The organism is Streptococcus sp. FSL E2-3494 (assembly GCF_038007085.1).
GTDB lineage: Bacteria > Bacillota > Bacilli > Lactobacillales > Streptococcaceae > Streptococcus > Streptococcus thermophilus.
Window position 1 is genome coordinate 1,058,674 of sequence record NZ_JBBOWN010000001.1, and the last position, 23,748, is coordinate 1,082,421.

General features: G+C 37.4%; 24 protein-coding genes, 5 pseudogenes and 1 other annotated feature. Of the genes and pseudogenes, 27 read left to right on the plus strand and 2 right to left on the minus strand.

Going from position 1 to position 23,748, the window contains the following annotated elements; translation table 11 throughout:
- The first annotated feature begins 48 nt into the window (after nucleotides 1-48).
- From prfB to NST05_RS05555, 9 genes are all read left to right on the plus strand, one after another.
- Nucleotides 49-1,147, plus strand: a protein-coding gene (prfB, locus tag NST05_RS05515) for a peptide chain release factor 2 (RefSeq protein WP_144239083.1) whose coding sequence is annotated in 2 segments (ribosomal slippage) — nucleotides 49-120 and nucleotides 122-1,147 — 1,098 coding nt in all. Because the reading frame shifts where the segments join, the coding sequence is not laid out codon by codon here.
- Nucleotides 1,148-1,234: 87 nt separating this feature from the next.
- Nucleotides 1,235-1,927, plus strand: coding sequence for a cell division ATP-binding protein FtsE (gene ftsE / locus NST05_RS05520; RefSeq protein WP_084829221.1), 693 nt, complete (start codon nucleotides 1,235-1,237; stop codon nucleotides 1,925-1,927).
- On the plus strand, nucleotides 1,920-2,849 hold the full coding sequence (ftsX, locus tag NST05_RS05525; RefSeq protein WP_084828856.1) for a permease-like cell division protein FtsX: 930 nt from the start codon (nucleotides 1,920-1,922) through the stop codon (nucleotides 2,847-2,849). The genes ftsE and ftsX overlap by 8 nt, the downstream gene beginning before the upstream one ends.
- A gap of 155 nt (nucleotides 2,850-3,004) precedes the next feature.
- Nucleotides 3,005-3,487: an NUDIX hydrolase gene (locus NST05_RS05530; protein WP_011226072.1), complete on the plus strand. Its 483-nt coding sequence runs from the start codon at nucleotides 3,005-3,007 to the stop codon at nucleotides 3,485-3,487.
- 10 nt (nucleotides 3,488-3,497) lie between these two features.
- Nucleotides 3,498-4,676, plus strand: coding sequence for an AI-2E family transporter (locus tag NST05_RS05535; RefSeq protein WP_023909688.1), 1,179 nt, complete (start codon nucleotides 3,498-3,500; stop codon nucleotides 4,674-4,676).
- On the plus strand, nucleotides 4,666-5,895 hold the full coding sequence (locus tag NST05_RS05540) for a tetratricopeptide repeat protein (protein ID WP_340742911.1): 1,230 nt from the start codon (nucleotides 4,666-4,668) through the stop codon (nucleotides 5,893-5,895). Before NST05_RS05535 ends, NST05_RS05540 begins: the two co-directional genes overlap by 11 nt.
- Before the next feature lie 122 nt (nucleotides 5,896-6,017).
- A complete protein-coding gene (lepB, locus tag NST05_RS05545; RefSeq protein ID WP_084828854.1) occupies nucleotides 6,018-6,575 on the plus strand; it encodes a signal peptidase I in 558 nt (185 codons plus the stop codon).
- A gap of 206 nt (nucleotides 6,576-6,781) precedes the next feature.
- Complete coding sequence (gene pepT / locus NST05_RS05550) at nucleotides 6,782-8,005, plus strand: peptidase T (RefSeq protein ID WP_340742912.1); 1,224 nt, start codon at nucleotides 6,782-6,784, stop codon at nucleotides 8,003-8,005.
- A gap of 56 nt (nucleotides 8,006-8,061) precedes the next feature.
- On the plus strand, nucleotides 8,062-8,562 hold the full coding sequence (locus NST05_RS05555) for an EbsA family protein (RefSeq protein ID WP_084828852.1): 501 nt from the start codon (nucleotides 8,062-8,064) through the stop codon (nucleotides 8,560-8,562).
- Here NST05_RS05555 and NST05_RS05560 read toward each other — a convergent pair.
- Nucleotides 8,546-8,743, minus strand: coding sequence for a ferredoxin (locus NST05_RS05560; RefSeq protein WP_011681189.1), 198 nt, complete (start codon nucleotides 8,741-8,743; stop codon nucleotides 8,546-8,548). The two genes, NST05_RS05555 and NST05_RS05560, sit on opposite strands and share 17 nt — an antisense overlap.
- Before the next feature lie 45 nt (nucleotides 8,744-8,788).
- Between NST05_RS05560 and NST05_RS05565 the strand changes: the two genes are divergently transcribed.
- The 7 genes and pseudogenes from NST05_RS05565 (at nucleotide 8,789) to NST05_RS05595 (ending at nucleotide 12,727) form a co-directional block, all read left to right on the plus strand.
- Nucleotides 8,789-9,418: an SAG1386/EF1546 family surface-associated protein gene (locus NST05_RS05565; protein WP_084828851.1), complete on the plus strand. Its 630-nt coding sequence runs from the start codon at nucleotides 8,789-8,791 to the stop codon at nucleotides 9,416-9,418.
- A gap of 20 nt (nucleotides 9,419-9,438) precedes the next feature.
- A complete protein-coding gene (gene cmk, locus NST05_RS05570) occupies nucleotides 9,439-10,119 on the plus strand; it encodes a (d)CMP kinase (protein WP_014621653.1) in 681 nt (226 codons plus the stop codon).
- 23 nt (nucleotides 10,120-10,142) lie between these two features.
- Nucleotides 10,143-10,265: a sequence feature (ribosomal protein L20 leader region), on the plus strand.
- A 13-nt stretch (nucleotides 10,266-10,278) separates the two neighbouring features.
- Nucleotides 10,279-10,809: a translation initiation factor IF-3 gene (gene infC, locus NST05_RS05575; protein WP_084828850.1), complete on the plus strand. Its 531-nt coding sequence runs from the start codon at nucleotides 10,279-10,281 to the stop codon at nucleotides 10,807-10,809.
- A 38-nt stretch (nucleotides 10,810-10,847) separates the two neighbouring features.
- Nucleotides 10,848-11,048: a 50S ribosomal protein L35 gene (rpmI, locus tag NST05_RS05580; protein ID WP_011226064.1), complete on the plus strand. Its 201-nt coding sequence runs from the start codon at nucleotides 10,848-10,850 to the stop codon at nucleotides 11,046-11,048.
- A gap of 56 nt (nucleotides 11,049-11,104) precedes the next feature.
- Entirely contained in the window at nucleotides 11,105-11,464 is a 360-nt protein-coding gene (rplT, locus tag NST05_RS05585; RefSeq protein WP_002885090.1) for a 50S ribosomal protein L20, read from the plus strand.
- Between the two features lie 166 nt (nucleotides 11,465-11,630).
- Nucleotides 11,631-12,100, plus strand: a pseudogene (gene tnpA / locus NST05_RS05590) (IS200/IS605 family transposase).
- Between the two features lie 154 nt (nucleotides 12,101-12,254).
- A pseudogene (locus NST05_RS05595) lies at nucleotides 12,255-12,727 on the plus strand (GNAT family N-acetyltransferase).
- Nucleotides 12,728-12,802: 75 nt separating this feature from the next.
- On the opposite strand, the gene NST05_RS05600 reads toward NST05_RS05595, so the two are convergent.
- Nucleotides 12,803-12,988: a 4-oxalocrotonate tautomerase gene (locus NST05_RS05600; RefSeq protein WP_002950885.1), complete on the minus strand. Its 186-nt coding sequence runs from the start codon at nucleotides 12,986-12,988 to the stop codon at nucleotides 12,803-12,805.
- A gap of 229 nt (nucleotides 12,989-13,217) precedes the next feature.
- Between NST05_RS05600 and pepV the strand changes: the two genes are divergently transcribed.
- The 11 genes and pseudogenes from pepV (at nucleotide 13,218) to deoD (ending at nucleotide 23,634) form a co-directional block, all read left to right on the plus strand.
- Nucleotides 13,218-14,624: a dipeptidase PepV gene (gene pepV / locus NST05_RS05605; RefSeq protein WP_340742913.1), complete on the plus strand. Its 1,407-nt coding sequence runs from the start codon at nucleotides 13,218-13,220 to the stop codon at nucleotides 14,622-14,624.
- Between the two features lie 36 nt (nucleotides 14,625-14,660).
- Nucleotides 14,661-15,245 (plus strand): uracil-DNA glycosylase family protein, encoded by a 585-nt coding sequence (locus NST05_RS05610; protein WP_340742914.1) that lies wholly within the window; start codon nucleotides 14,661-14,663, stop codon nucleotides 15,243-15,245.
- A 356-nt stretch (nucleotides 15,246-15,601) separates the two neighbouring features.
- Nucleotides 15,602-15,916 carry a hypothetical protein gene (locus NST05_RS05615; RefSeq protein WP_011681183.1) on the plus strand — a complete coding sequence of 105 codons (315 nt, stop codon included), beginning with the start codon at nucleotides 15,602-15,604 and terminating at the stop codon, nucleotides 15,914-15,916.
- Between the two features lie 799 nt (nucleotides 15,917-16,715).
- On the plus strand, nucleotides 16,716-16,973 hold the full coding sequence (locus NST05_RS05620; protein ID WP_011681181.1) for a hypothetical protein: 258 nt from the start codon (nucleotides 16,716-16,718) through the stop codon (nucleotides 16,971-16,973).
- Nucleotides 16,974-17,263: 290 nt separating this feature from the next.
- Nucleotides 17,264-17,944 carry a ribose-5-phosphate isomerase RpiA gene (gene rpiA / locus NST05_RS05625; RefSeq protein WP_002950867.1) on the plus strand — a complete coding sequence of 227 codons (681 nt, stop codon included), beginning with the start codon at nucleotides 17,264-17,266 and terminating at the stop codon, nucleotides 17,942-17,944.
- A 125-nt stretch (nucleotides 17,945-18,069) separates the two neighbouring features.
- A complete protein-coding gene (locus NST05_RS05630; RefSeq protein WP_002948787.1) occupies nucleotides 18,070-19,281 on the plus strand; it encodes a phosphopentomutase in 1,212 nt (403 codons plus the stop codon).
- 1 nt (nucleotide 19,282) lies between these two features.
- Nucleotides 19,283-19,790 (plus strand): annotated as a pseudogene (locus tag NST05_RS05635) (DUF1697 domain-containing protein).
- A 20-nt stretch (nucleotides 19,791-19,810) separates the two neighbouring features.
- Complete coding sequence (locus NST05_RS05640; RefSeq protein ID WP_011681179.1) at nucleotides 19,811-20,620, plus strand: purine-nucleoside phosphorylase; 810 nt, start codon at nucleotides 19,811-19,813, stop codon at nucleotides 20,618-20,620.
- Nucleotides 20,621-20,623: 3 nt separating this feature from the next.
- Nucleotides 20,624-21,873: pseudogene (locus NST05_RS05645) on the plus strand (chloride channel protein).
- Nucleotides 21,870-22,585 (plus strand): annotated as a pseudogene (locus tag NST05_RS05650) (type 1 glutamine amidotransferase). Before NST05_RS05645 ends, NST05_RS05650 begins: the two co-directional pseudogenes overlap by 4 nt.
- Nucleotides 22,586-22,923: 338 nt before the next feature.
- Entirely contained in the window at nucleotides 22,924-23,634 is a 711-nt protein-coding gene (gene deoD / locus NST05_RS05655) for a purine-nucleoside phosphorylase (RefSeq protein WP_084828847.1), read from the plus strand.
- The last annotated feature ends 114 nt before the right edge of the window (nucleotides 23,635-23,748 follow it).

Genomic DNA, 23,748 nt, shown 5'->3' on the forward strand with positions numbered 1-23,748 from the left:
TTTATGCTAGAATTAAGCATAATACTATAAAATGGAGGAAACCTATCCATGGAAGTGGCAGAAATTCGCCAAAAAATCTCTGAAAATCAAGAGAAGCTCGTGAGCTTCGGGAGGTCTCTTTGACTTAGATCGTTTGGAAGAGGACATTGCGCTCCTTGAAAACAGAATGACTGAGCCAGATTTTTGGAATGATAATATTGCGGCTCAAAAGACCTCTCAAGAGTTAAATGAGCTCAAAATGAAATATGAAACTTTCAACAACATGAAAGAGCTCTCTGACGAGACAGAGCTTTATTTGGAAATGTTGGAAGAAGATGATAGCGTTCAAGAGGAACTCGAAGAAACGCTTGAAAAACTTGATAAGATTATGACAAGTTACGAGATGACGTTGCTTTTGTCTGAGCCATATGACCATAACAATGCCATTCTTGAAATTCATCCAGGATCTGGTGGAACTGAAGCTCAGGACTGGGCAGAAATGTTACTCCGTATGTACCAGCGTTATGGAAATGCCAAAGGTTTCAAAGTTGAGACTTTGGATTATCAGGCTGGTGATGAGGCTGGAATCAAATCTGTAACTCTTGCTTTTGAGGGACCTAATGCATATGGATTCCTCAAGTCAGAAATGGGTGTTCACCGTTTGGTTCGTATCTCACCATTTGACTCTGCTAAGCGTCGTCACACTTCATTTACATCAGTGGAAGTCATGCCTGAATTAGATGATACCATTGAAGTCGATATCCGTGATGACGATATCAAGATGGATACTTTCCGATCAGGTGGTGCAGGTGGTCAGAACGTCAATAAGGTTTCTACCGGTGTGCGTTTGACTCACATTCCAACAGGTATTGTTGTATCTTCTACGGTTGACCGTACACAATACGGAAACAGAGACCGTGCTATGAAGATGCTTCAAGCTAAGCTCTATCAAATGGAGCAAGAAAAAAAAGCAGAAGAAGTGAATGCCTTGAAAGGTGATAAGAAAGAAATCACTTGGGGAAGCCAAATTCGCTCATATGTTTTCACCCCATATACCATGGTTAAAGATCACCGTACAGGCTATGAAGTTGCCCAGGTTGATAAAGTAATGGATGGGGATATTGAAGGTTTCATCGATGCCTACCTCAAGTGGCGTATGGAAGAATAGTAAGGATATACTGTTTTAAAGTATTAAGATACTCTATCTCAATGAAAGGAAGACTTTCAGCTATTTTAGTAGTTGAATAGTGATATTATGGCTCTTATTGAATTAAAAGACGTTACTAAGAAGTATGATAAGTCAACAACAGCCCTCAGACATATTGATTTATCTATCAATTCAGGGGAGTTTGTTTACTTGGTCGGTCCTTCTGGTGCAGGTAAATCAAGTCTAATCCGCTTGTTCTACCAAGAAGAAAAATTGACGAGTGGTTCTATGAAGGTTGGGGAGTTTGATTTAACTCGTCTTCGTAAGAAAGATGTACCACTCTTGCGACGTTCTATTGGAGTTGTTTTCCAGGATTACAAACTTCTTCCAAAGAAAACAGCTTTTGAAAATGTTGCCTATGCCATGGAAGTTATTGGTGAGAAACCTCGTCATATCAAGAAACGTGTGACAGAAGTCCTCGAGTTGGTTGGTCTCAAACACAAGATGCGTTCATTCCCAAATCAATTGTCTGGTGGTGAGCAACAACGTGTCGCTATTGCGCGTGCCATTGTTAATAATCCCAAGGTTTTGATTGCAGATGAACCAACAGGAAACTTGGACCCAGAGATTTCTTGGGAAATTATGCAGGTCCTTGAACGTATTAACTTACAAGGGACTACCATTATAATGGCAACCCATAACTCAACTATCGTTAATAATCTTCGACATCGTGTCGTAGCGATTGAGGAAGGTCGTATTGTTCGTGATGAAGAGAAAGGAGAGTACGGTTACCATGATTAGACGCTTTTTCCATCACTTAGGAGAATCTATTAAGAACCTCAAACGTAATTTATTGTCGACACTTACGGCAGTATTTTCGGTTATGATTGTCCTTTCGCTTTTAGGTGTATTTGGTTCTGTTATTCTTAACACGCAAAAATTGGCTTCAGATATTGAAAAGAATATTCAGGTCAATGTTTACTTGGATCCAGATTCAACAGATGCTTCAGAAACAGTCAAGGAACTTTCTGGACAAATCGTTGCCAATAAGGACTACCATAAAATTTATAATGCTTTGACTAAAATCAAAGGTGTAGATAAGGTTACTTTCTCTAGCAAAGAAGAACAAAAGAAACAACTCATTGAAACAATGGGGTCAAGTTTCGAGACTGCTACTGGCGATGCCAACCCTCTGTCAGATGTTTACATCGTTCAAACTAAATCACCAGATGATGTTAGTCGTGTTGCCAAGGAAGCAAAAGCTATTCAGGGCGTTGATAATGCTAACTTTGGTGGATCAGATACCGAAATTTTGATGGCTACTATGAAACGTGTTCAATTTTGGGGAATCATTGCTACAGCTCTCTTAACTATTGTAGCTGTCCTATTGATTTCAAATACCATCCGTATTACCATTATGTCACGTGCGACTGAAATTCAAATCATGCGTTTGGTCGGTGCGAAAAACTCATACATTCGTCGTCCTTACTTGATGGAGGGAGCTTGGATTGGAGCACTTGGTGCCATCATTCCTTCTGTCCTTATTTATGTTTTGTATCACATGGTTTACTCAACCTTAAACCCCGATTTTGTTAAAGGTGGTATTTCTATGTATGATGTAGACTGGTTTGTCTATGCAGTCATTGGCACCCTCTTCGCAGTCGGTATTATTATCGGTTCGATCGGGTCACGTATGGCCATGCGTCGTTATTTGAAATATTAAAGAAGTCTAGAGAGAACTAATTTGGTTCTCTTTTTGTTTTGTCAAGAGAATCAGAAAAAGCAGATTTCCACTTATATCTCAAAATCATGGCTCAAAGTCCAAAATCAATCCTAGATTTGGTATAATGTTTAAAAACATTGGAAAAGAGATGCATTATGACAAAGTTAGCTACCATTTGTTATATTGACAATGGGAAGGAGCTTTTGCTCCTACATCGTAATAAAAAGCCTAATGATGTTCATGAAGGAAAGTGGATTTCTGTTGGGGGAAAACTAGAAGCGGGAGAAACGCCTGACGAATGTGCTCGTCGTGAAATTTTCGAGGAAACTCATTTGACAGTGAAAAAGATGGACTTCAAAGGTATGATTACCTTCCCAGAATTTACTCCGGGCCACGATTGGTATACCTATGTCTTTAAGGTGACTGATTTTGAAGGAAAACTCATTTCTGATGAGGAATCTCGTGAAGGGACACTTGAATGGGTACCATATGATCAGGTTTTAACTAAACAAACCTGGGAAGGTGACTATGAGATTTTTAAGTGGATTCTAGAAGATAAACCTTTCTTCTCTGCAAAATTTAGCTACGATTGTAACCAAAACTTGATAGATAAAACTGTAACATTTTATGATAAATAAAGGAGTAACTATGAGCTGTAAAAAGACAGAAAAATTTTCAGAAACATGGTTTTTTAAGTGGATTTTGAATAATCAGGCGGTAGTGTCCTTTCTAATCTTACTCTTGATTGGTTTGACGGTCTTGATTTTTACCAAAATTAGTCCAATTTTTTCACCAGTTATTCAATTTCTGACCATTATTATGTTGCCTCTGGTTATTTCCATGCTTCTTTATTATTTGATAAAACCTTTGGTGCTATTAGTTGAAAAAATTGGCTTAGATCGAACCATGGCTATCTTGGTTATCTATGCTATTCTTGCCTTACTCTTAGTTTGGGGAATTTCGACAGCTATTCCTAACTTACAAGATCAAATTTTGATTTTGCTTAAAAATGCCCCATCATACATTTCTCGTGCGAACAGTGAAACGGAACGTTGGTTGAAACTTCCTATTCTTTCCAATTTTCATGGTGATTTAGAGGCCATGCTTAGCGATTTTTCAGCGAGAATGGTCAATTATGCCGAGAACTTTTCTACTTCAGCTCTTAGTTGGATTGGGACCTTTGCTAGCACAGTTGCAAGAGTAACAGTTGCTATCATTTTGACACCATTCATTCTTTTTTATCTCTTAAGAGATAGTCAAAAGCTGAAACATAGCTTTGTCTCAGCTTTACCGACGCGCTTTCGGGAAACGACTGTCCGTATGCTTTCAGATATCAATAATCAGCTTGAATGTTATGTTCGAGGTCAAGTGACAGTAGCGATTGTCATAGCAATTATGTTCTGTATCATGTTCAAGATTGTTGGGCTTCGTTATGGCATGACTTTTGGTATTTTAGCAGGATTTCTAAACATGATTCCTTATCTTGGAAGTTTTATAGCTATGGTACCGGTTGTTATTATGGGATTGGTTCAAGGCCCTACTATGCTAATCAAGGTTCTCATCATTTTTGTTATCGAGCAAACTATTGAAGGACGTTTTGTTTCTCCACTTGTTCTGGGAAATAAACTAAGTATTCACCCTATTACCATTATGTTCATTCTTTTGACAGCAGGTTCTCTTTACGGTGTTTGGGGAGTACTGTTGGGTATTCCAATTTACGCTTCTGTCAAGGTTATTGTTAAGGAGATTTTTGATTGGTACCGTTCTGTAAGTAATCTTTACCAAGATGACATTGAAATTAAAGGACAAAAATACGATGTTAAATAGTGAAAAAATGGTTGCTTCTATTGAGAAGCAAGATTTACACCATGCGGATAAATATTTAAAAAAAGCTTTAAATGAGGATCCAGCAGAGGTTCTTGTTGAGTTGGCCGAATATTTAGAGTCTATTGGCTTTTTACCACAGGCACAGGAAATTTACGAAAAAGTTCGTTTTGATTTTCCAGAGGTCAATGTTAACTTAGCACAAATTGCAGCCGAAGATGGTAATATTGAAGAAGCGTTTCTCTATTTAGATGCTATTCCTGAGGAGTCTGAGGACTATTTGTCTGCGTTGATTGTAAAGGCAGACCTTTACCAAATGGAGGGCTTAACGGATGTAGCCCGTGACAAGTTGTTGGAAGCAAGTCAACTATCAGATGACTCATTGATTATTTTTGGTTTGGCTGAGATGGAGTTTGAACTCGGAAACTTTGAGCAAGCCATTCAATACTATGCCAAACTGGATAATCGTGATCTTCTTGCAACAACTGGCGTTTCTACTTATGAGCGTATCGGTAAGTCTTATGCCAGTCTTGGTAAATTTGAAGCTGCTCGTGAATTTTTGGAAAAAGCCATTGAAATTGAATACAATGACACCATTGCTTTTGAATTAGCCACTCTACTATATGATCAAGAAGAGTATCAAAAAGCTAATTTCTACTTTAAGCAGATAGAAACCATGTCTTCCGATTTTGAGGGTTATGAGTATAATTACGCTCTATCGCTTCACGCTGAACATCGAACAGAAGAAGCTTTACGTATGACGCAGCAAGGCATTTCAAAGAATGCTTTTGATGTTCAATTACTTTTGTTAGCATCACAGTTATCCTATGAATTACATGACACCCAGTCGGCTGAATCCTATTTGAAGCAGGCTTTACCGCTAGCAGAAGATAATGATGAAATCGTCTTACGTTTAAGTGCTCTTTATTTGGAAGAAGAACGTTTCGATGATCTTGCAGCTTTAGCTGATTACGAGGTTGATTCTGTTTTGGCTCGTTGGAATATCGCCAGGGCTTATCAAGCACTTGATGATGGAGAAGAAGCCTTTCAAATCTATCAAGATTTGTCTAAAGATTTGGCTGATAATCCTGAATTCTTACAGGATTATGCATATATTCTAAGAGAATTTGGTTACAGAGACCAGGCGCGTGTAACAGCAGAAAAATACCTTGCCTTGGTGCCAGACGATGTCAATATGCAAACGTTTCTTGAAGATTATTAAGCTTTAAAATGCTATAATTAGTGGTTTATAGAGAAAAAGGGGAGCGCGAATCTTACTCAACTTCCTCTTTTTTTATTTGTCTATTTATGTTATAATTTTATTGGAACCCATAAGGAGTAAATATGGTTAAGAGAGATTTAATTCGAAATATTATCATAGCAGTTCTTGCCATTGTAGTGATTTCATTGTTAAGAGTTTTTGTGTTATCAACACACCGTGTAACCGAAGGTCAGGCGAATGACTATATTCATGCAGGTGATTATGTTACTTTCAATAAAAAGGTTGAACCGCATAATAAGGACTTTATCCTGTATACGGTTAATGGTAAGGAATATACCGGCCGTGTCATTGCAGATGAAGGTAAGAGTGTAACAGCTATGGATGATTTTCTTTATGTTAATGATAAACCAGTTGAAGAAACCTATATCAGCAAAGATAAGTCAGCTTATTTAGCAACCGTTTCACCTGGGAATTTTTTCACAGATGATTTTTCAATTGGAACATTGACTGATAATAAGCAAACTAAAATCAAGAAGGGGCAGTACCTTGTATTGAACGATAATCGTCGTGATACTGAAGATAGTCGTAAGTTTGGTCTTATTGAAAAAGACCAAATCAAGGGAGTTATCTCTTTCAGATTGTACCCTCTATCTCGCTTCGGTTTTGTTGATGTGGATTAATATTTCAATACCACTAAAAAAGCTGGAACTTATCAAAAGTCTCCAGCTTTTTTAGTGGTATTGGTTTTAGCGAATGCTATTGTGGAAGAAATTAAGGCTTACTACGAAAAAGAATCTAAAGTTTAAGTTATACGGTTAACCCATCAATATGATGGGTTTTTATGCTATAATCGAGGTAAATAGTAAATACAGTAAAAGGAGCGCTTATGGCCTACGACCTACTCTTAGAGCGTTTTCTACGCTATGCCAAAATTAATACACGTAGTGATGAAAATGCAACAAGGACGCCAACAACACAAAGCCAGGTAGATTTTGCTTTGAATATTCTAAAACCAGAATTGGAAGAACTAGGGTTAAGTAACATCCATTATTTGGAAAGTAATGGTTACCTAGTGGCAACCCTGCCGGCTAACGATGACCGATTAACACGTAAGATTGGTTTCATCTCTCATATGGATACTGCAGATTTTAACGCAGAAGGAGTATCACCCCAAGTTATTGAATCCTATGATGGGGGTATTATTCCTCTTGGAACTTCAGGTTATAACCTAGCTCCAGCTGATTTCCCTAATCTCCAGAATTACATCGGTCAGACACTTATTACGACAGATGGCACCACTCTTCTTGGAGCTGATGATAAATCCGGTATTGCTGAGATTATGACAGCATTGGCTCATTTGAAGGCAAATCCTGAAATCAAACATTGTGAAATTCGTGTAGGCTTTGGTCCTGATGAAGAAATTGGAATTGGCGCAGATAAATTTGATGTTGATGATTTTGATGTCGATTTTGCCTACACTGTTGACGGTGGTCCATTGGGTGAATTGCAGTATGAAACCTTCTCTGCCGCGGGTGCAGAGCTGATATTTCATGGCCGTAATGTTCACCCTGGAACAGCAAAAGGTCAGATGGTCAATGCTTTGCAATTAGCAATTGATTTTCATAATCAGTTACCAGCAGAAGATCGTCCAGAGTTGACGGATGGTTATCAAGGTTTCAACCATCTTCAAACAATGACAGGTACTGTTGAAGAAGCAAATTCATCATATATCATTCGTGATTTTGAGACAGAGTCTTTTGAAAATCGTAAAGCAGCCTTCCAAAAGATTGCCGATGAAATGAATAAAACTTATGGTCAGACACGAGTTGATTTGGTAATCAAGGATCAATACTATAACATGCGTCAAGTCATTGAAAAAAATATGATGCCTGTTGAGTTGGCTAAGGAGGTTATGGAGGACCTAGGAATTGTTCCAGTGATTGAGCCAATACGTGGTGGAACAGATGGTTCAAAGATATCCTTCATGGGCATTCCAACGCCAAACCTTTTTGCAGGTGGTGAAAATATGCATGGTCGTTATGAGTACGTTTCTTTGCAGACAATGGAAAAAGCTGTAGATGTTATTCTTGGAATTGTCAGTAAATCTTAATTGTGCTTGCTAAAAGCTGATTTTATGGTAAAATTAGAAGTAATGGAGGTGCTGAGATGATTAAAATTTTCGGCAAGTATCGTTACCATTGGCAACCCGAATTATCTTGGCTTATCATTTATTGGTCTTTAGCCATCACGCCAATCTTTATTGCAGGGGTCCTTCTGTTCGAGTTGTACTCGGTGCCCTCACATATTTTGATGCTTTTCACTATTTTTGTTGCTTTATTTGGTCTAGGGTTTCATCGTTACTTTATTATTGAAGATTATGGAATATTGCGTATTGTTTCTTTCAATATTTTTAAACCGCGTAAGGTGCAGATTAGTGATATTGAAAAAGTGGAAGTTATCAAAACCGGCTTGTGCCTCATTTTTAAAAATGGAAAGAAATGTCAGTTTTATATGAGAAAGTGGCCTAAGAAATATTTCTTAGATGCTTTAGCGCTTCATCCTAATTTCAAAGGTGAGGTAGAACTAATGGATTATATGACTAATTTTGATTATTTTGCATTTTATGAGGAACCAAAAAAAGCCCTCAAGATTAAACTTCGCAAATAAGGGCTTTAGTAGGACAAGATTTGACAGCTGTCAAAGTCTCGGGGCTATTTTCAATCGTTCTACTAAGTTGGTCGCTATCTTTAAACCTAACGATTCCTTCGTCATCATAATCAAAGACGGGAGAGTAGGTTTGGCACAAACCACAAGCGATACATTTTTCTGGAATTAATGATACTTTCATAGTATTATTTTAAAATAGATTTATTGTTTTTACAAGGAGAAAATCATGAGTAAAAAACCATGGGAAGATAAGGTTTCTGAAGAAGAGTCGGAAGAAGTAGTTGATGCTGATTTTCTAGATGATGAAGATGAGTTTGAGGATTTTGAAGAAGAGGGAAACACTTCTTCAGATGAGGATCAAGAAAAAAGTAGCTTCATTAATTCGTCATTCTTGACAGTCTTGCTTAGCTTGTTCTTTATTATTGTTGTATGTATTTTGTTCTTTGTTTTCTATACATCAAATATTGGAGGAAGTAAAACTGCGGCGTCTAAGGAATCTTTAGGTTTCTCTTCAACTTCAACTAGCAAAGTCGTTAAATCTTCATCAAGCAAAAAAGATTCAAGTATGGGTGAAGATAGTGAGAAGTCAACTAAAGAGAAATCATCATCAACGAAAGCATCCAGCTCTTCTAAACATGTTGAAAAAGGCTATGCAACTGACTCAGCTGCAACAACACCATCAAGTGCTACAGCAGCAACTGACGGTTCATCAATCGTTGTTCAACCTGGCGAAGGTGCAGCTTCTATCGCAGCTCGTGCAGGTATCTCTGTAGATGAGTTGCAACGTCTGAACCCAGACCACATGACAAATGGATACTGGTTTGCTAACCCAGGAGATGTTGTTAAGGTTCAATAATTTAAAAGCAAAGGAACATCATGAAAGATATTAGAATTGCTATTGATGGTCCTGCGTCAAGTGGAAAAAGTACAGTAGCCAAGATTATCGCAAAAAATCTTGGCTATACTTATCTTGATACAGGAGCTATGTATCGTTCTGCAACTTATCTAGCTTTGCAGAATGGTTTGACTGAGGAAAATGTACCAGAAATTTTAGATCAACTCTCGCAACACCCTATTTCATTTGGGAAAGCGGCAGATGGTAGTCCAAAAGTTTATGTTGGTGATGTTGATATTACACATCCAATTCGTGATAATCAAGTTACAAATAACGTCTCTTGGGTAGCGGCTATTCCAGAAGTACGTCAAGAACTCGTTTCACAACAACAGCGTATTGCTCAGGAAGGTGGTATCATCATGGATGGTCGTGATATTGGTACAGTGGTTTTACCTGATGCAGAACTCAAGATTTTCATGATTGCTTCTGTTGATGAACGTGCAGAACGTCGTTATAAGGAAAATATTGAAAAAGGTATTCCTGCTGATCTCGAGACACTTAAAAAAGAAATTGCTGAACGTGACTATAAAGATAGTCACCGTGAGGTATCACCTCTTAGACCAGCTGAAGATGCCATCACTTTTGATACTACAGGTGTGTCTATTGATGGTGTTGTGGAATTTATTCAAGAAAAAGCAAAAAAAATTATTGACAAAGGATGACTCACTTGTTATACTAATAGCAATGAGAAAAGCAGAAGTGAGAACTTCTCGCCTTGCGACTTAGGTTGTCTGGCCCAACATGTCAAATCCTTAAAGGGATATTATGTGTGCGGGCTTGTATATCAAGTCCGCTTTGTTTTTCTCTAAAAAAATAAAGAGGTGAAGATCATAGCTAAGAAAGATCTATTCATTAATGATGAAATTCGCGTTCGTGAAGTTCGTCTTGTTGGTCTTGATGGTGAACAATTGGGCATCAAACCATTGTCAGAAGCACAGGCTATTGCAGATGATGCAAATGTTGACCTGGTTCTTATCCAACCACAAGCTACGCCACCTGTTGCGAAGATTATGAACTATGGTAAGTTCAAATTTGAGTATCAAAAGAAACAAAAAGAACAACGTAAGAAACAAAGCGTTGTTACTGTTAAGGAAGTTCGTTTGAGTCCAGTTATCGATAAAGGTGACTTTGAAACAAAACTTCGTAACGGCCGTAAATTCCTTGAAAAAGGAAACAAGGTAAAAGTTTCTATCCGATTCAAAGGCCGTATGATTACTCATAAAGAAATCGGAGCTAAGGTATTGGCGGAATTTGCTGAAAAAACACAAGATATTGCGATTATTGAGCAAAGAGCTAAGATGGATGGACGTCAAATGTTCATGCAACTTGCACCAATTCCTGACAAAAAATAATTGTCAAATTAACACTATTTTAAGAGGAGAATTTTAAAATGCCAAAACAAAAAACACACCGCGCATCAGCTAAACGTTTCAAACGTACAGGTTCAGGTGGATTGAAACGCTTCCGTGCCTTTACATCTCACCGTTTCCACGGTAAAACTAAAAAACAACGTCGTCACCTTCGTAAAGCGTCAATGGTACATTCAGGTGACTTTAAACGTATTAAATCAATGGTTTCACAAATGCGTTAATCCGCTACAAGCATTTCAAATTAACTAAACTAGAACTAATTCGGAGGAATATATAAATGGCTCGTGTTAAAGGTGGCGTTGTATCACGCAAACGTCGTAAACGTGTATTGAAACTTGCTAAAGGTTACTATGGTGCAAAACACATCTTGTTCCGTACTGCAAAAGAACAAGTAATGAACTCTTACTACTATGCATACCGTGACCGTCGTCAAAAGAAACGTGATTTCCGTAAACTTTGGATCACACGTATCAATGCGGCAGCTCGTTTGAACGGTTTGTCATACTCACAATTGATGCACGGTTTGAAATTGGCTGAAATTGAAGTTAACCGTAAAATGCTTGCTGATTTGGCAGTTAACGATGCAGCAGCTTTCACAGCTCTTGCAGATGCAGCTAAAGCAAAACTTGGTAAATAGTGATTAAGATGGGTTTTACCCATCTTTTTTTGTCTCACGAAAACCATTAGCTGTGCTAGTGGTTTTCGAAAAGCTTTTAGCGATGTATCAAATAATCCTCCAACTAAAGTGTTTCATTAGATAAGGTTTTCCGACCATTAATTAGTATATTAAAGGAGGATTCTTGATAAGACAGAATAATAGTTTAGCACATACTACATGGAATTGTAAGTATCATATTGTATTCGCCCCGAAATATAGACGTCAAATAATCTATGGGAAATACAAAGCAAGTATTGGTCAAATCTTCCTATTATTATGTGAAAGAAAAGGCATTGAAATTCATGAAGCAGAAGCCTGCCCAGATCATATTTACATGTTGGTGAGTATACCACTGAAGCTAAGTATCTCCTCATTTATGGGATATTTAAAGGGTAAAGTAGCTTAATGATATTCGACCGACACGCTAATTTAAAGTATAAATATGGGAATCGCAAATTTTGGTGTCGAGGGTTTTATGTTGATACGGTTGGGCGAAATCAGAAGCGAATTGAAGCATATATTCGTAATCAATTACAAGAAGACGTGATAGCAGATCAGCTCAGTCTTTTCGAGGAATATGATCCGTTTACAGGTGAGAAGAATAAAAGAAAGTAGTCTAAAATAGACCCGCTAGTCGGGTCAGCTAGCAAAGGTGGTGCTGAAGGGAAACCATTCAGTAGGCCTTTAGGCCTCGGCTGGTAGCAGAGGCTTTCAGCCAAAGAGCAAACCACCCGTTCTCACGGGTGGTTTTGATTAAAAGGAGTTAAATATGATTTGTTTGGAAAAGATAGAAGATATTCCAAGACTACAGGAACTTTTCGCGCAAATCCTAATCGTTCATCATCAAGCTCGTTCTGATGTCCTTAAAGTAAAAGGAAGTAAGTTTACGGATAAAGAGTTAGAAGGAGTAATAGGGGATGCAAATAAACCTGTATTTGTCTATGAAGATGAGGCTGGAACGATCTTGTGTCATCTCTTCTTGATAATTAAAGAAGTATCTGAAAATGATGGTCCTCAAAAACCTATTAAACTCTCTTCATTGATGATCTTTGTGTTGAAGAAAAAGCTCGTGGACAAAAATTAGGAGAGAAGCTTTATCAATTTGCTTTGGACTATGCTACGGAGCAAGAATGTTATAATGCAACACTTCACGTATGGAATGATAACCAAGGTGCTCTAGATTTTTATGAGCATTTGGGAGCGAAACCGAGATATACAGAAATGAAAACTATCCTAAAATAGTAGTTTTTCACGAGATGAATTCAACTTATTTTTTATATCAAAAAGCAGCCCACAGATGTGACTGCTTCTTGATGATTAGTTTTTCTTTTTCATTTCACCATGTGGGTAGTAAGTCCCTTCTGGCATATCGTTAATGAAAACATGGATAGCTTCCTTGGGAGCTTTTGCAACACGTGATACAACTTCAGTAACTTCGCGAGCAAGTTCAATTTTTTGTTCTTCTGAACGACCTTCAAAGAGATCAATTTTTACAAATGGCATAATGCATCTCCTTAGTTTTGATACTCCTATTATAGCACTAATTAAGAGAAGATTCTAAAGTTTTTGGAAATTCTCGAAATAATGCTAGACTATGAATTAATTTGAAAGTAGTAGGTGCCTTATGATCTTAAAAACCTGTTTGCATTTTAAATTTAGCATATTCAAAGAGTTGAAAACCCTTACTAAAAATGCTAAAATAGTGCTAACTAGAGACAGTAAGGAGTAAACTATGACAATTGATTTTCACGCCGAAGTTGATAAACGTAAAGAAGCTTTGATGGAGGACCTTTTTGGTCTTTTGCGTATTAATTCAGAACGTGATGATAGTAAGGCTGATGAAAAGCACCCATTTGGTCCTGGTCCAGTGAAAGCTCTAGAACATTTTCTTGCTTTAGCTGAACGTGATGGTTATAAGACTCGTAATATTGATAATTACGCTGGTGACTTTGAATTTGGTCAAGGTGATGAAGTCTTGGGTATTTTTGCACACTTGGATGTGGTTCCAGCGGGTAGCGGATGGGACACTGATCCTTATGAACCAGTAATCAAAGAAGGAAAGCTTTATGCCCGTGGTTCATCAGATGATAAAGGGCCAACAATGGCTTGTTATTATGCTTTGAAAATTATCAAAGAGCTTGAGCTTCCAGTATCTAAGCGTGTTCGCTTTATTGTTGGTACAGATGAAGAATCTGGTTGGGGTGATATGGATTATTACTTCGCTCATAATGGATTGAAAGATCCTGATTTTGGCTTTTCTCCTGATGCAGAATTTCCAATTATCAATGGGGAAAAAGGAAATATTACTGCCTATCTTCATTTTGAAGGACAAAACGATGGTGACTTTAGCCTCGTAAGCTTTAATGGTGGCTTGCGTGAAAATATGGTCCCTGAATCTGCAAGTGCAGAGTTTACGGCACCTATCACTTTACAGGAACTTGAGTCTAAACTTAATGACTTTGTTGCTGATCAAGCAGTAACCGGTCAAGTGACTGAAGAAGCAGGTGTTTTCCATGTGACTATTCATGGTAAATCAGCTCATGGTATGATGCCTCAAAATGGTATCAATGGGGCAACATACTTAGCACTCTTCCTTAGCCAATTTGACTTCAAAGCTAATGCTAAGACTTATTTGGATTTAATTGCTGAAACACTTCATCAAGATTTCTTTTCTGAAAAGACAGGTCTTGCCTATACAGATTCTAAAATGGGTGAGTTAACTATGAATGCAGGTGTCTTTACCTTTAACAAGGAATCTGAAGATAATACCATTGCTTTGAACTTCCGCTACCCTCAAGGGGTTAATGTAGATGGTATTAAGGCTGGCCTTGAAAAACTTGAAGGACCTAAGGCGGTCAGTCTTTCAGAACATGGTCATGTGCCGCATTACGTACCAGTTAGTGATCCTATGATACAGACACTTCTTTCGGTTTATGAGAAACAGACAGGTCTTAAAGGTCATGAACAAATCATTGGTGGTGGTACCTTTGGACGTCTCCTTAAACGTGGTGTTGCTTATGGTGCTATGTTCCCTGGTTATGTCAATACCATGCACCAAGCAAATGAATTTACTGAAGTTGAGGACTTATACCGTGCAGCTGCCATTTATGCAGAAGCTATCTATGAGTTGATCAAGTAAAAAAGAGACATTTTGTCTCTTTTTTTGGAGGAAAATATGGAAACACTTGAAGAATTGACACAAGCTATTATGGCTGACGAACAAAATAAAACGTATACTGAACAAGGTATCAAACCCTTGTTTAGTATTCCAAAAACTGCGAGGATTAATATCGTAGGACAAGCTCCTGGTATCCGAGCTCAAGAGTCTGGACTTTACTGGAATGACCCTAGTGGAGATAATCTACGGGATTGGATGGGTGTGTCGCGAGAAGAATTTTATGAATCAGGTCTGTTTGCCATTGTACCAATGGATTTTTATTTCCCGGGGCATGGAAAATCTGGAGATTTAGGGCCCCGCAAAGGTTTTGCTGATAAATGGCATGAGAGAGTTCTAGATTTATCTCCAAATATTCAATTAACTATACTTGTGGGAAACTATGCTCAGCATTACTATTTGCATCAAAAATCATCAACTAAATTAACAGATACAGTTAAACATTACAGAGATTATCTTCCAGATTATTTTCCTTTAGTGCATCCGTCACCACGAAATAATATCTGGCAAGCGAAAAATCCATGGTTTAAGAAAGAACTGCTTCCAGATTTAAAAGAATTGGTTCAAAAAATCTTGAGTCAATGAATTCAGATATTTGACCTTGAATAGTCACTAGTGATTCGTAATAGGTCAATGAGGAACCATGGGGATACTCGAATATTGTTAAGATTTTTGCCCTTTGGGGCTTTTTTGGTGTTATAACAAAATCTTTTGAAAAATACAATTAACAATATCTTAAGTCTAAACTTATTCATTGCAATCTATTTCTAATTTTAAGAGGAGGTAACATATAAAATTAAGATAGCTATTTTAGACTAAATAAATTATTATACTATGATTAGAAACAAGATGACAAATGAAAAATTTCGAAAACATTAATACAATTACTATTGGAGAAAATTTAACGGTGTTAGGCTTCACTTGTTAAGAAAATTTGTGATATGGGAAGAAGAGATTCGCAATGTTTTTCAATCATAAAGTATAGCTTTGGAGATGCCTATGTTCTTTTGGGTACAACCATTCTTGTGATGGAAGCGGTTGGTGTACAGCATTTTAAGGTTTCAACTTCAGCTGTCACTGATACGCCACTCAGTGTTTCTGTGCTAACAGATACCGCTGTCAATTCATCAACTGTTAATCATTCAGAGAAGCAAGTTGTTTCTGTCAAAGAAGACGGAAATATCACTTTCCCAACAAGTGTTGTTACAACTGATATTTTTGAAGATGCTAAAGCCTCTGCGATAAAAAAGGGGTAGAAGTCGAAGAAACTACATTTCAATCACATACATCTTTAGAGAGTGCTATTGCTGACAATCATGCACAATTAAAAGAGATTAATACAGTTGGTTATGGTTAACAGAAAGTAAAAGAAGACCACAAAAAAGATTTAGCTGATTATGATAAAGCAAAGGCTAAGTATAATGCTAAAGTGGCTGAAAAGCAGCAGCGGATAAAGTAAACTCTGCTTCTAAAGCATAGTATGATACTGATTAAGCTACTATGAAAAAGATATAGCTAAATATCAAGCTGATAAAAAACTTATGATGCAGTATTGTAAGAATGTAATAATCAAATATTGACTTATGGTTCTAAAGTATTCGAAAAAGCATCAGCAGATAAGACGACGGCTGAAACTAAAGGTAAGTATTATGCAGAAATATCTGTTTATAATATATCTAAAGTGTGCAATACGATAAAGATTTACAATAAAACTAAGCTAAGAAAGTACAGTATGATAAAGATAAAATAGCCTATGACAAGCTTTTGATATTAAGGATGAAGAAGACGATGCTAAAGCTCAGTATGAAGTTTATCTTATGAAATACAATATAGACCTAGAGCAATACGCTAAATAAGCTTATGATAAGTACATGAATGATAATGGTTTCCAAGATCTAAAAGATGTAGAAACTGTTCAAAATTTGACCTTTCAACGTGAAGGTGGGGCTTCTGATATTGTAGCAACCAGTCCTTAGTCTAATAATGAGACTGAATTCATTCAAATTACATAGGTGACAAATTTGTTGTCACCTATGTAATTTGAATCAGTCAAGCATGCGTGAATATACGGATATGCATTTAATTAAGCATGTGATTAACTGTTATGAGATTTTGAGCCTTTCATCAAATGATGGCAAATGGGTTGTTGCAGTAGGTACGGACCTAACTACTCCAACACCAAAAGTGGTTGAAGTTCCAGCTAGACCGGTTGAACCAAAAACACCAGAAAAACCAACTGTTGTATGGCATAAGAATTATGTTATTGAGAGGGTATCATTTTTTACCACCTACACCACTGACTCCAGATACTGAAGTTCCTCAAGCTGAGTTGCCACAAACTGGTGAGCACACAAGAAATGCAGGATTACTTTGATTTATTTCGATGATTTTTTTCAGCTTTCGTAGGATTCTTCAAACATCGTAAAGAAGACTAAGTGATGCTACTATATTATTTCTACCTTCAAATTTGATTCTAATTTTAGGGTCTAGTTTTATTGTTTTAAAGTTTTTGATAGCCTTTTCATACTTATCGTTGCAATTTGAAGAACACTCATGTTATAATAAATTTGAATGACTATATAGAAAGATGTAAGGAAATCTGCATGGATGAATTAAAAAAGCTCGCCGGTGTATACGCTGCTGGATTTGTTGAAGATGGCATGGTTGTTGGACTAGGTACTGGCTCAACAGCTTATTTCTTTGTAGAGGAGATTGGTCGTCGAATAAAGGAGGAAGGTCTCAGTGTAGTAGGTGTAACGACGTCTACTCAAACAACGAAGCAAGCTGAAGGTCTAGGTATTCCTTTGAAATCAGTGGATGATATTGATAGTATTGATGTTACCGTTGATGGCGCCGACGAAGTAGATCCTCAACTCAACGGCATTAAAGGTGGCGGTGGTGCCCTCTTGATGGAAAAAATCGTTGCCACACCTACGAAAAAGTACATCTGGGTAGTTGATGAGTCTAAGATGGTTGATCAACTTGGTGCTTTTAAATTACCAGTCGAAGTTGTTCAATATGGCGCTGATCGCTTGTATCTCGACTTTGAATCTAAGGGCTATAAGCCATCATTCCGAGTAACTGAACAAGGTGATCGCTTTGTTACAGATATGAAGAACTTTATTATTGATTTGGATCTCGGTAAAATTAATAACCCAGTTGCTTTAGGTGACGAACTAAAAGCTATGACTGGTGTTGTTGAACATGGCTTATTCAATGGAATGGTTAATAAGGTTATCGTCGCTGGAAAAGATGGTGTTAAGATTGTTGAGGTTAAGGATTAGTCCTGTTTAATTTTTCTTTTAAATTGTAAATGAATAAAGTAACCTAATAGTGATGTTATCACTAGATTATTATATAGAAAGAAAAGAGGTAATTTCGAAAGATTTTAGCTCTTTGTGGTGTTGTTATGTCCAAATTTAATCGAATGCATTTAATCGTTCTTGATTCAGTAGGTATTGGTGCAGCTCCAGATGCTAATAATTTTGTCAATGCTGGTGTTCCTGACGGAGCTTCAGATACCCTTGGACACATTTCTAAAACTGTTGGTTTGAATGTGCCAAACATGGCTAAACTTGGTCTTGGAAATATTCCTCGCGAACAACCCTTGAAAACTGTTCCAGCTGAAAGCAATCCAACTGGTTACGCAACTAAGTTAGAAGAAGTCTCTCTTGGAAAAGATACCATGACAGGTCACTGGGAAATCATGGGACTTAATATTACAGAACCTTTTGATACTTTCTGGAATGGATTCCCAGAGGAAATTCTTACTCAAATTGAAGAATTCTCAGGGCGTAAGGTTATTCGTGAAGCCAATAAACCTTATTCTGGTACAGCAGTTATCGATGACTTCGGACCACGCCAAATGGAAACTGGTGAGTTAATTATTTATACATCAGCTGACCCAGTTCTTCAAATCGCAGCTCACGAAGATATTATTCCTGTTGAAGAATTGTATCGTATTTGCGAATTTGCTCGTTCTATCACTTTGGAACGTCCAGCTCTTCTTGGTCGTATCATTGCTCGTCCTTACGTTGGTGAGCCTGGGAACTTTACTCGTACATCTAACCGTCGTGACTTGGCTATTTCACCATTTGCTCCAACTGTTTTGGACAAATTGAACGAAGCAGGAATTGACACTTACTCAGTTGGTAAGATTAGTGATATCTTCAATGGTGAAGGTATCAACCACGATATGGGTCATAACAAATCAAATAACCACGGTGTGGACAATTTGATTAAGGCTATGACATCAGAAGACTTTAAACATGGTTTCTCTTTCACAAACTTGGTAGACTTTGATGCCCTTTACGGACATCGTCGTAATCCACAGGGCTACCGCGATTGCTTGCATGAATTTGACGAGCGCTTGCCTGAAATTATCGCTGCTATGAAAGAAGATGATCTCTTGATGATCACTGCAGACCATGGTAATGACCCAACTTATGCTGGTACAGACCATACTCGTGAATACATCCCATTCTTGGCTTACAGCCCTTCCTTCAAATGTAGTGGCTTGATTCCAGTTGGACATTTCGCTGATATCTCAGCAACAATTGCGGATAACTTCGGTGTTGAGAAAGCGATGATTGGTGAAAGTTTCTTGGATAAACTTGTCTAAAATGAAACGTTGTACTTTTCTGGTTCGTGGGATAAATGTCGGCGGTCGTAATAGGGTAGTCATGGAAAAATTCTGCCATGACCTTGAGAAACTAGGTTTTAAGAATGTTTCTTCCTTTATTAATAGAAGAATTACTTTTAGCCATAGAAGAATTTCTGAATAAGTCTTACGCCTTTATTAATGTCTTTTCCCTTTTTACACTAGAGGAATACCAAAATGAGTGTAAATATCTACCGAAATGGTAGGAAAATGATTTGTACAGAAAAGATGTCCTCTTTTATACAGTTCAATTAGACAAGGATGAATTGAAGAGAGTAATAAATTCTTTTGATTTGGCAGATGAGACTCTTCATTTTGGGGAATTAGGAGTCTACTGGGGGAAACATGATAAGACAAGCTACAATCAAACGGTTTATCATAAAAATCTATTAAAGTCATCATTTTATTCTTATATTACGATTCGAAATGCAAGAACTTTTTCAAACATTGGTCATTGTTTGAAAAAATAAGGAACTAAAGGAGATTTAGAATGTCACTACTTGAAAAAATTAGAGTTACGCAAACCTTTTTGGAAAGCAAAGGAATTGAAAAACCTGAGTTTGGTTTGATTTTGGGTTCTGGACTTGGAGAATTGGCTGATGAGATCCAAGATGCTATTGTAATCGATTACGCAGATATTCCAAACTGGGGGAAATCAACAGTAGTCGGTCATGCAGGTAAACTTGTATATGGTACTTTGTCTGGACGTAAGGTATTGGCTCTTCAAGGACGTTTCCATTTTTATGAAGGAAATCCTCTTGAAGTGGTAACTTTCCCTGTACGTGTTATGAAAGCTCTTGGTTGTGAAGGTGTTATTGTAACTAATGCTGCTGGTGGTATTGGCTTCGGTCCTGGTACTTTGATGGCTATTACTGACCATATCAATATGACTGGTCAGAACCCATTGATCGGTAAAAACTTGGATGACTTTGGCCCACGTTTCCCAGATATGTCTAAAGCTTACACTCCAGCCTACCGCGAAATTGCTCATAAAGTGGCTGATAAACTTGGAATCAAGTTGGAAGAAGGGGTTTATCTTGGAGTAACTGGTCCAACTTATGAAACTCCTGCTGAAATTCGTGCCTTCAAGTCATTGGGGGCAGATGCTGTTGGTATGTCAACAGTTCCTGAGGTTATCGTCGCAGCACATTCTGACTTGAAAGTTCTGGGTATTTCATGTATCTCTAACTTTGCAGCTGGTTTGCAAGAAGAATTGAACCACGAAGAAGTTGTAGAAGTAACTGAACGCATTAAGGGAGACTTCAAAGGATTGCTTAAAGCTATTTTGTCGAAACTCTAAGAAATGATTTCTCAGGTAAGGAAACGTTTAAGGTTGTTACCAAAATCCCTTAAGCTGAGTTTAGCCGTTATTGGAACTGGGATTGCTTCAGGTTTTATTGGAATTTTTTGCCACTACCTTCTAGAATTTATACAAGTTATTGTGTTTGGTAAAGATAAAGGGAACCTCTAGTTACAGTTTCAATCAGTGAGTGCTTTTCGAAGACTCTCAGTCTTACTTGTTGTTGGGATTTTATCTAGTTTATTTTGGTATTTTCTTCAATGACGTGTCACCTTACTTTCCATTAGCAAAGCTAAGAAACTCGTTGGTAAAAGGAACCTAAATTTCCTCTAGGTCAGTCTTCTACATGCATTAGTCCAGGTGGCAATCGTTGCTGCTGGAGCCTCAATAGGCAAAGAAGGAGCACCTCGAGAATTGGGTGCTCTCTTTGGTGGGAGTCTTTCTAAAGGATTGCATTTATTCATTTCCGATAGACAATTATTAATTGCTTGTGGTGCTGGCTCAGGGCTAGCATCTGTTTACCAAGTGCCTTTTGCTAGTGCTTTGTTTGTTTTGTAAACCTTAGGAGTCTGTTAGAAACTAAAGAATATCATTATTATTCTTGCGACCACTTATGTATCTGCTTATTGTACCAAACCAATTGTTGGTGGACACGCTTTATATATAATAGATAAAGTGACTATTGATTCTTCCAGTTTTATACAGGCAATCATCTTAGCATTATTTGTAACAGCACTTGCCATAATATTTGGATATTTTGCAAAGAAGGCCAGTAAACATCATATTACAGGTAAAGAAATTCTTTGGACGTTGTCCTTTACCTTTATGATTCTTGGTGGACTGTCAGCTTACCTTCCAATTTTTATGGGAAACGGACAGGTTTTAGCTCAATGGATTTTTTCTGGAAACTCTTCAGCATATCTTCTTGTCATTCTCATCATCAAATGTCTATTAGTCTGTCTACTTTTAAGGAGTGGTGCTTATGGTGGAACTCTGATGCCATCGTTTGCTATAGGTGTAGGTACGGGTTATCTGATAACGGTGCTTCTTGGAAATTTTGGTTTTTCTCATAGTCTTAGTTTAGGAATGTTACTAGGGGCAACCGTATTTTTAGGGACAATGCTTGATCCCCCCTAACAGGAATAGCCTTGGTTGTTGGTTTTACAGGTATAGGAGGAGTTATCGTATTCCCACTTATACTAGCAAGTATCCTATCAAGGATGATAAACAATAAATGGAAAGAAAGATTATGAATATTCATTTTATCTTACACGAAAAATTTGAGGTTCCAGGAGCTTATTTGAAATGGGCTCAAAAGCGTGGACATCATATTTCGTCAACAAGGGTTTATGAGGAAGAAGAACTTCCAGAAACTGTTGATGATATTGATTTCCTTATAGTAATGGGCGGACCTCAGTCACCTGATGAAGATCGTCAAGTCTTTCCATACTATGATCCAAAGGCTGAAATTGCATTAATTCAAAAAGCAATTGATGCTGATATCTATATTGTCGGGGTATGCTTAGGGGCTCAACTTTTATCTGTAGCTTATGGTGGAAAATATGAACATAGTCCAGAACGTGAAATTGGCGTTTTCCCTTTGACCTTAACTGATGAAGGATTAGCTGATGAGCACACATTAAAAATCTTGGTTCTACTTTAAACACGGGTCACTGGCATGGTGATATGCCTGGTTTGAGCGACAAGGCAGTTGTTCTTGCGACTAGCAAGGGCTGTCCACGCCAAATAATTTGCTTTAGCCCTGAACATTATGCCTTCCAAGCACATTTAGAGTTTGACCTTGAAGCGATTGATTTACTGATAGCTGCTGATGGTGAAGAGCATTTGTACCAGCAAAATAAACAGTTAGATTTTGTTCAAACACCAGAACAATTGCATAATCATGATTATTCTCAAATGAATAAAAAATTATTTGCTTTTCTAGATTCACTAACCCAGATCTAAACATTTAAGTAGCTCATATACTATTTATATAGTAGTAGTAGAAAACTTTAAAAAATATAACTTAAGGATTGCGGAGCAGGTATTTATATTTGAAAATGAGTGGAGAGTTTGGGAAATAGCTAACCTGCTTAGACGCGTAGAGCTATGTCAGCTTCCTTATTTTCAATTACTTTCTAGTTGCTCTTTAACCTTTATAAATTAATAGAAAGGATGGGTTAACCGTATTCAATGAACTGAATACGGGCGGAGAAGAGTGAAAAAGATAAACTGAATAGCATTGGCAATCTTCGTAAGTTTTTTATTTTTACTTCGTCTCTGTCGCCCTTTATAGATTAATTATGTCTATCCATATTGCTGCTAAGCAAGGTGAAATTGCTGATAAAATTCTCCTACCTGGAGATCCTTTACGAGCGAAATTCATTGCCGAGAATTTCCTTGAAGATGCTGTATGTTTCAATGAAGTTCGTAATATGTTTGGTTACACAGGAACATACAAAGGTGAACGTGTCTCAGTAATGGGAACTGGAATGGGGATGCCATCTATCTCTATCTATGCTCGTGAGCTTATTGTTGACTACGGGGTTAAAAAATTGATCCGTGTGGGAACTGCTGGTTCTTTGAATGAGAATGTTCACGTTCGTGAGTTGGTTCTAGCACAAGCAGCAGCAACTAACTCTAATATTATTCGTAATGACTGGCCTCAATACGACTTTCCTCAAATTGCAAGTTTTAATCTCTTGGATAAGGCTTATCACATCGCCAAAAATTTTGGTATGACAACACATGTTGGTAATGTTCTATCTTCTGATGTTTTCTACTCAAATTATTTTGAAAAAAATATTGAACTTGGGAAATGGGGCGTGAAGGCTGTCGAAATGGAAGCAGCAGCACTTTACTACCTTGCAGCCCAACACCAAGTAGATGCTCTGGCTATTATGACTATTTCTGATAGTTTGGTAAATCCAGATGAGGACACAACAGCTGAGGAACGTCAAAATACTTTCACTGATATGATGAAAGTTGGTCTTGAAACACTAATTGCAGACTAGTTTGTAAAAGGACGCCATTTGGTCGTCCTTTTGTGTTGTAGCTAATATCTGTTCGAAGTGATAATAAGTTAAAATTTTTCAAACTACTAGAAAAAATAAAAATATTTGGAAGAA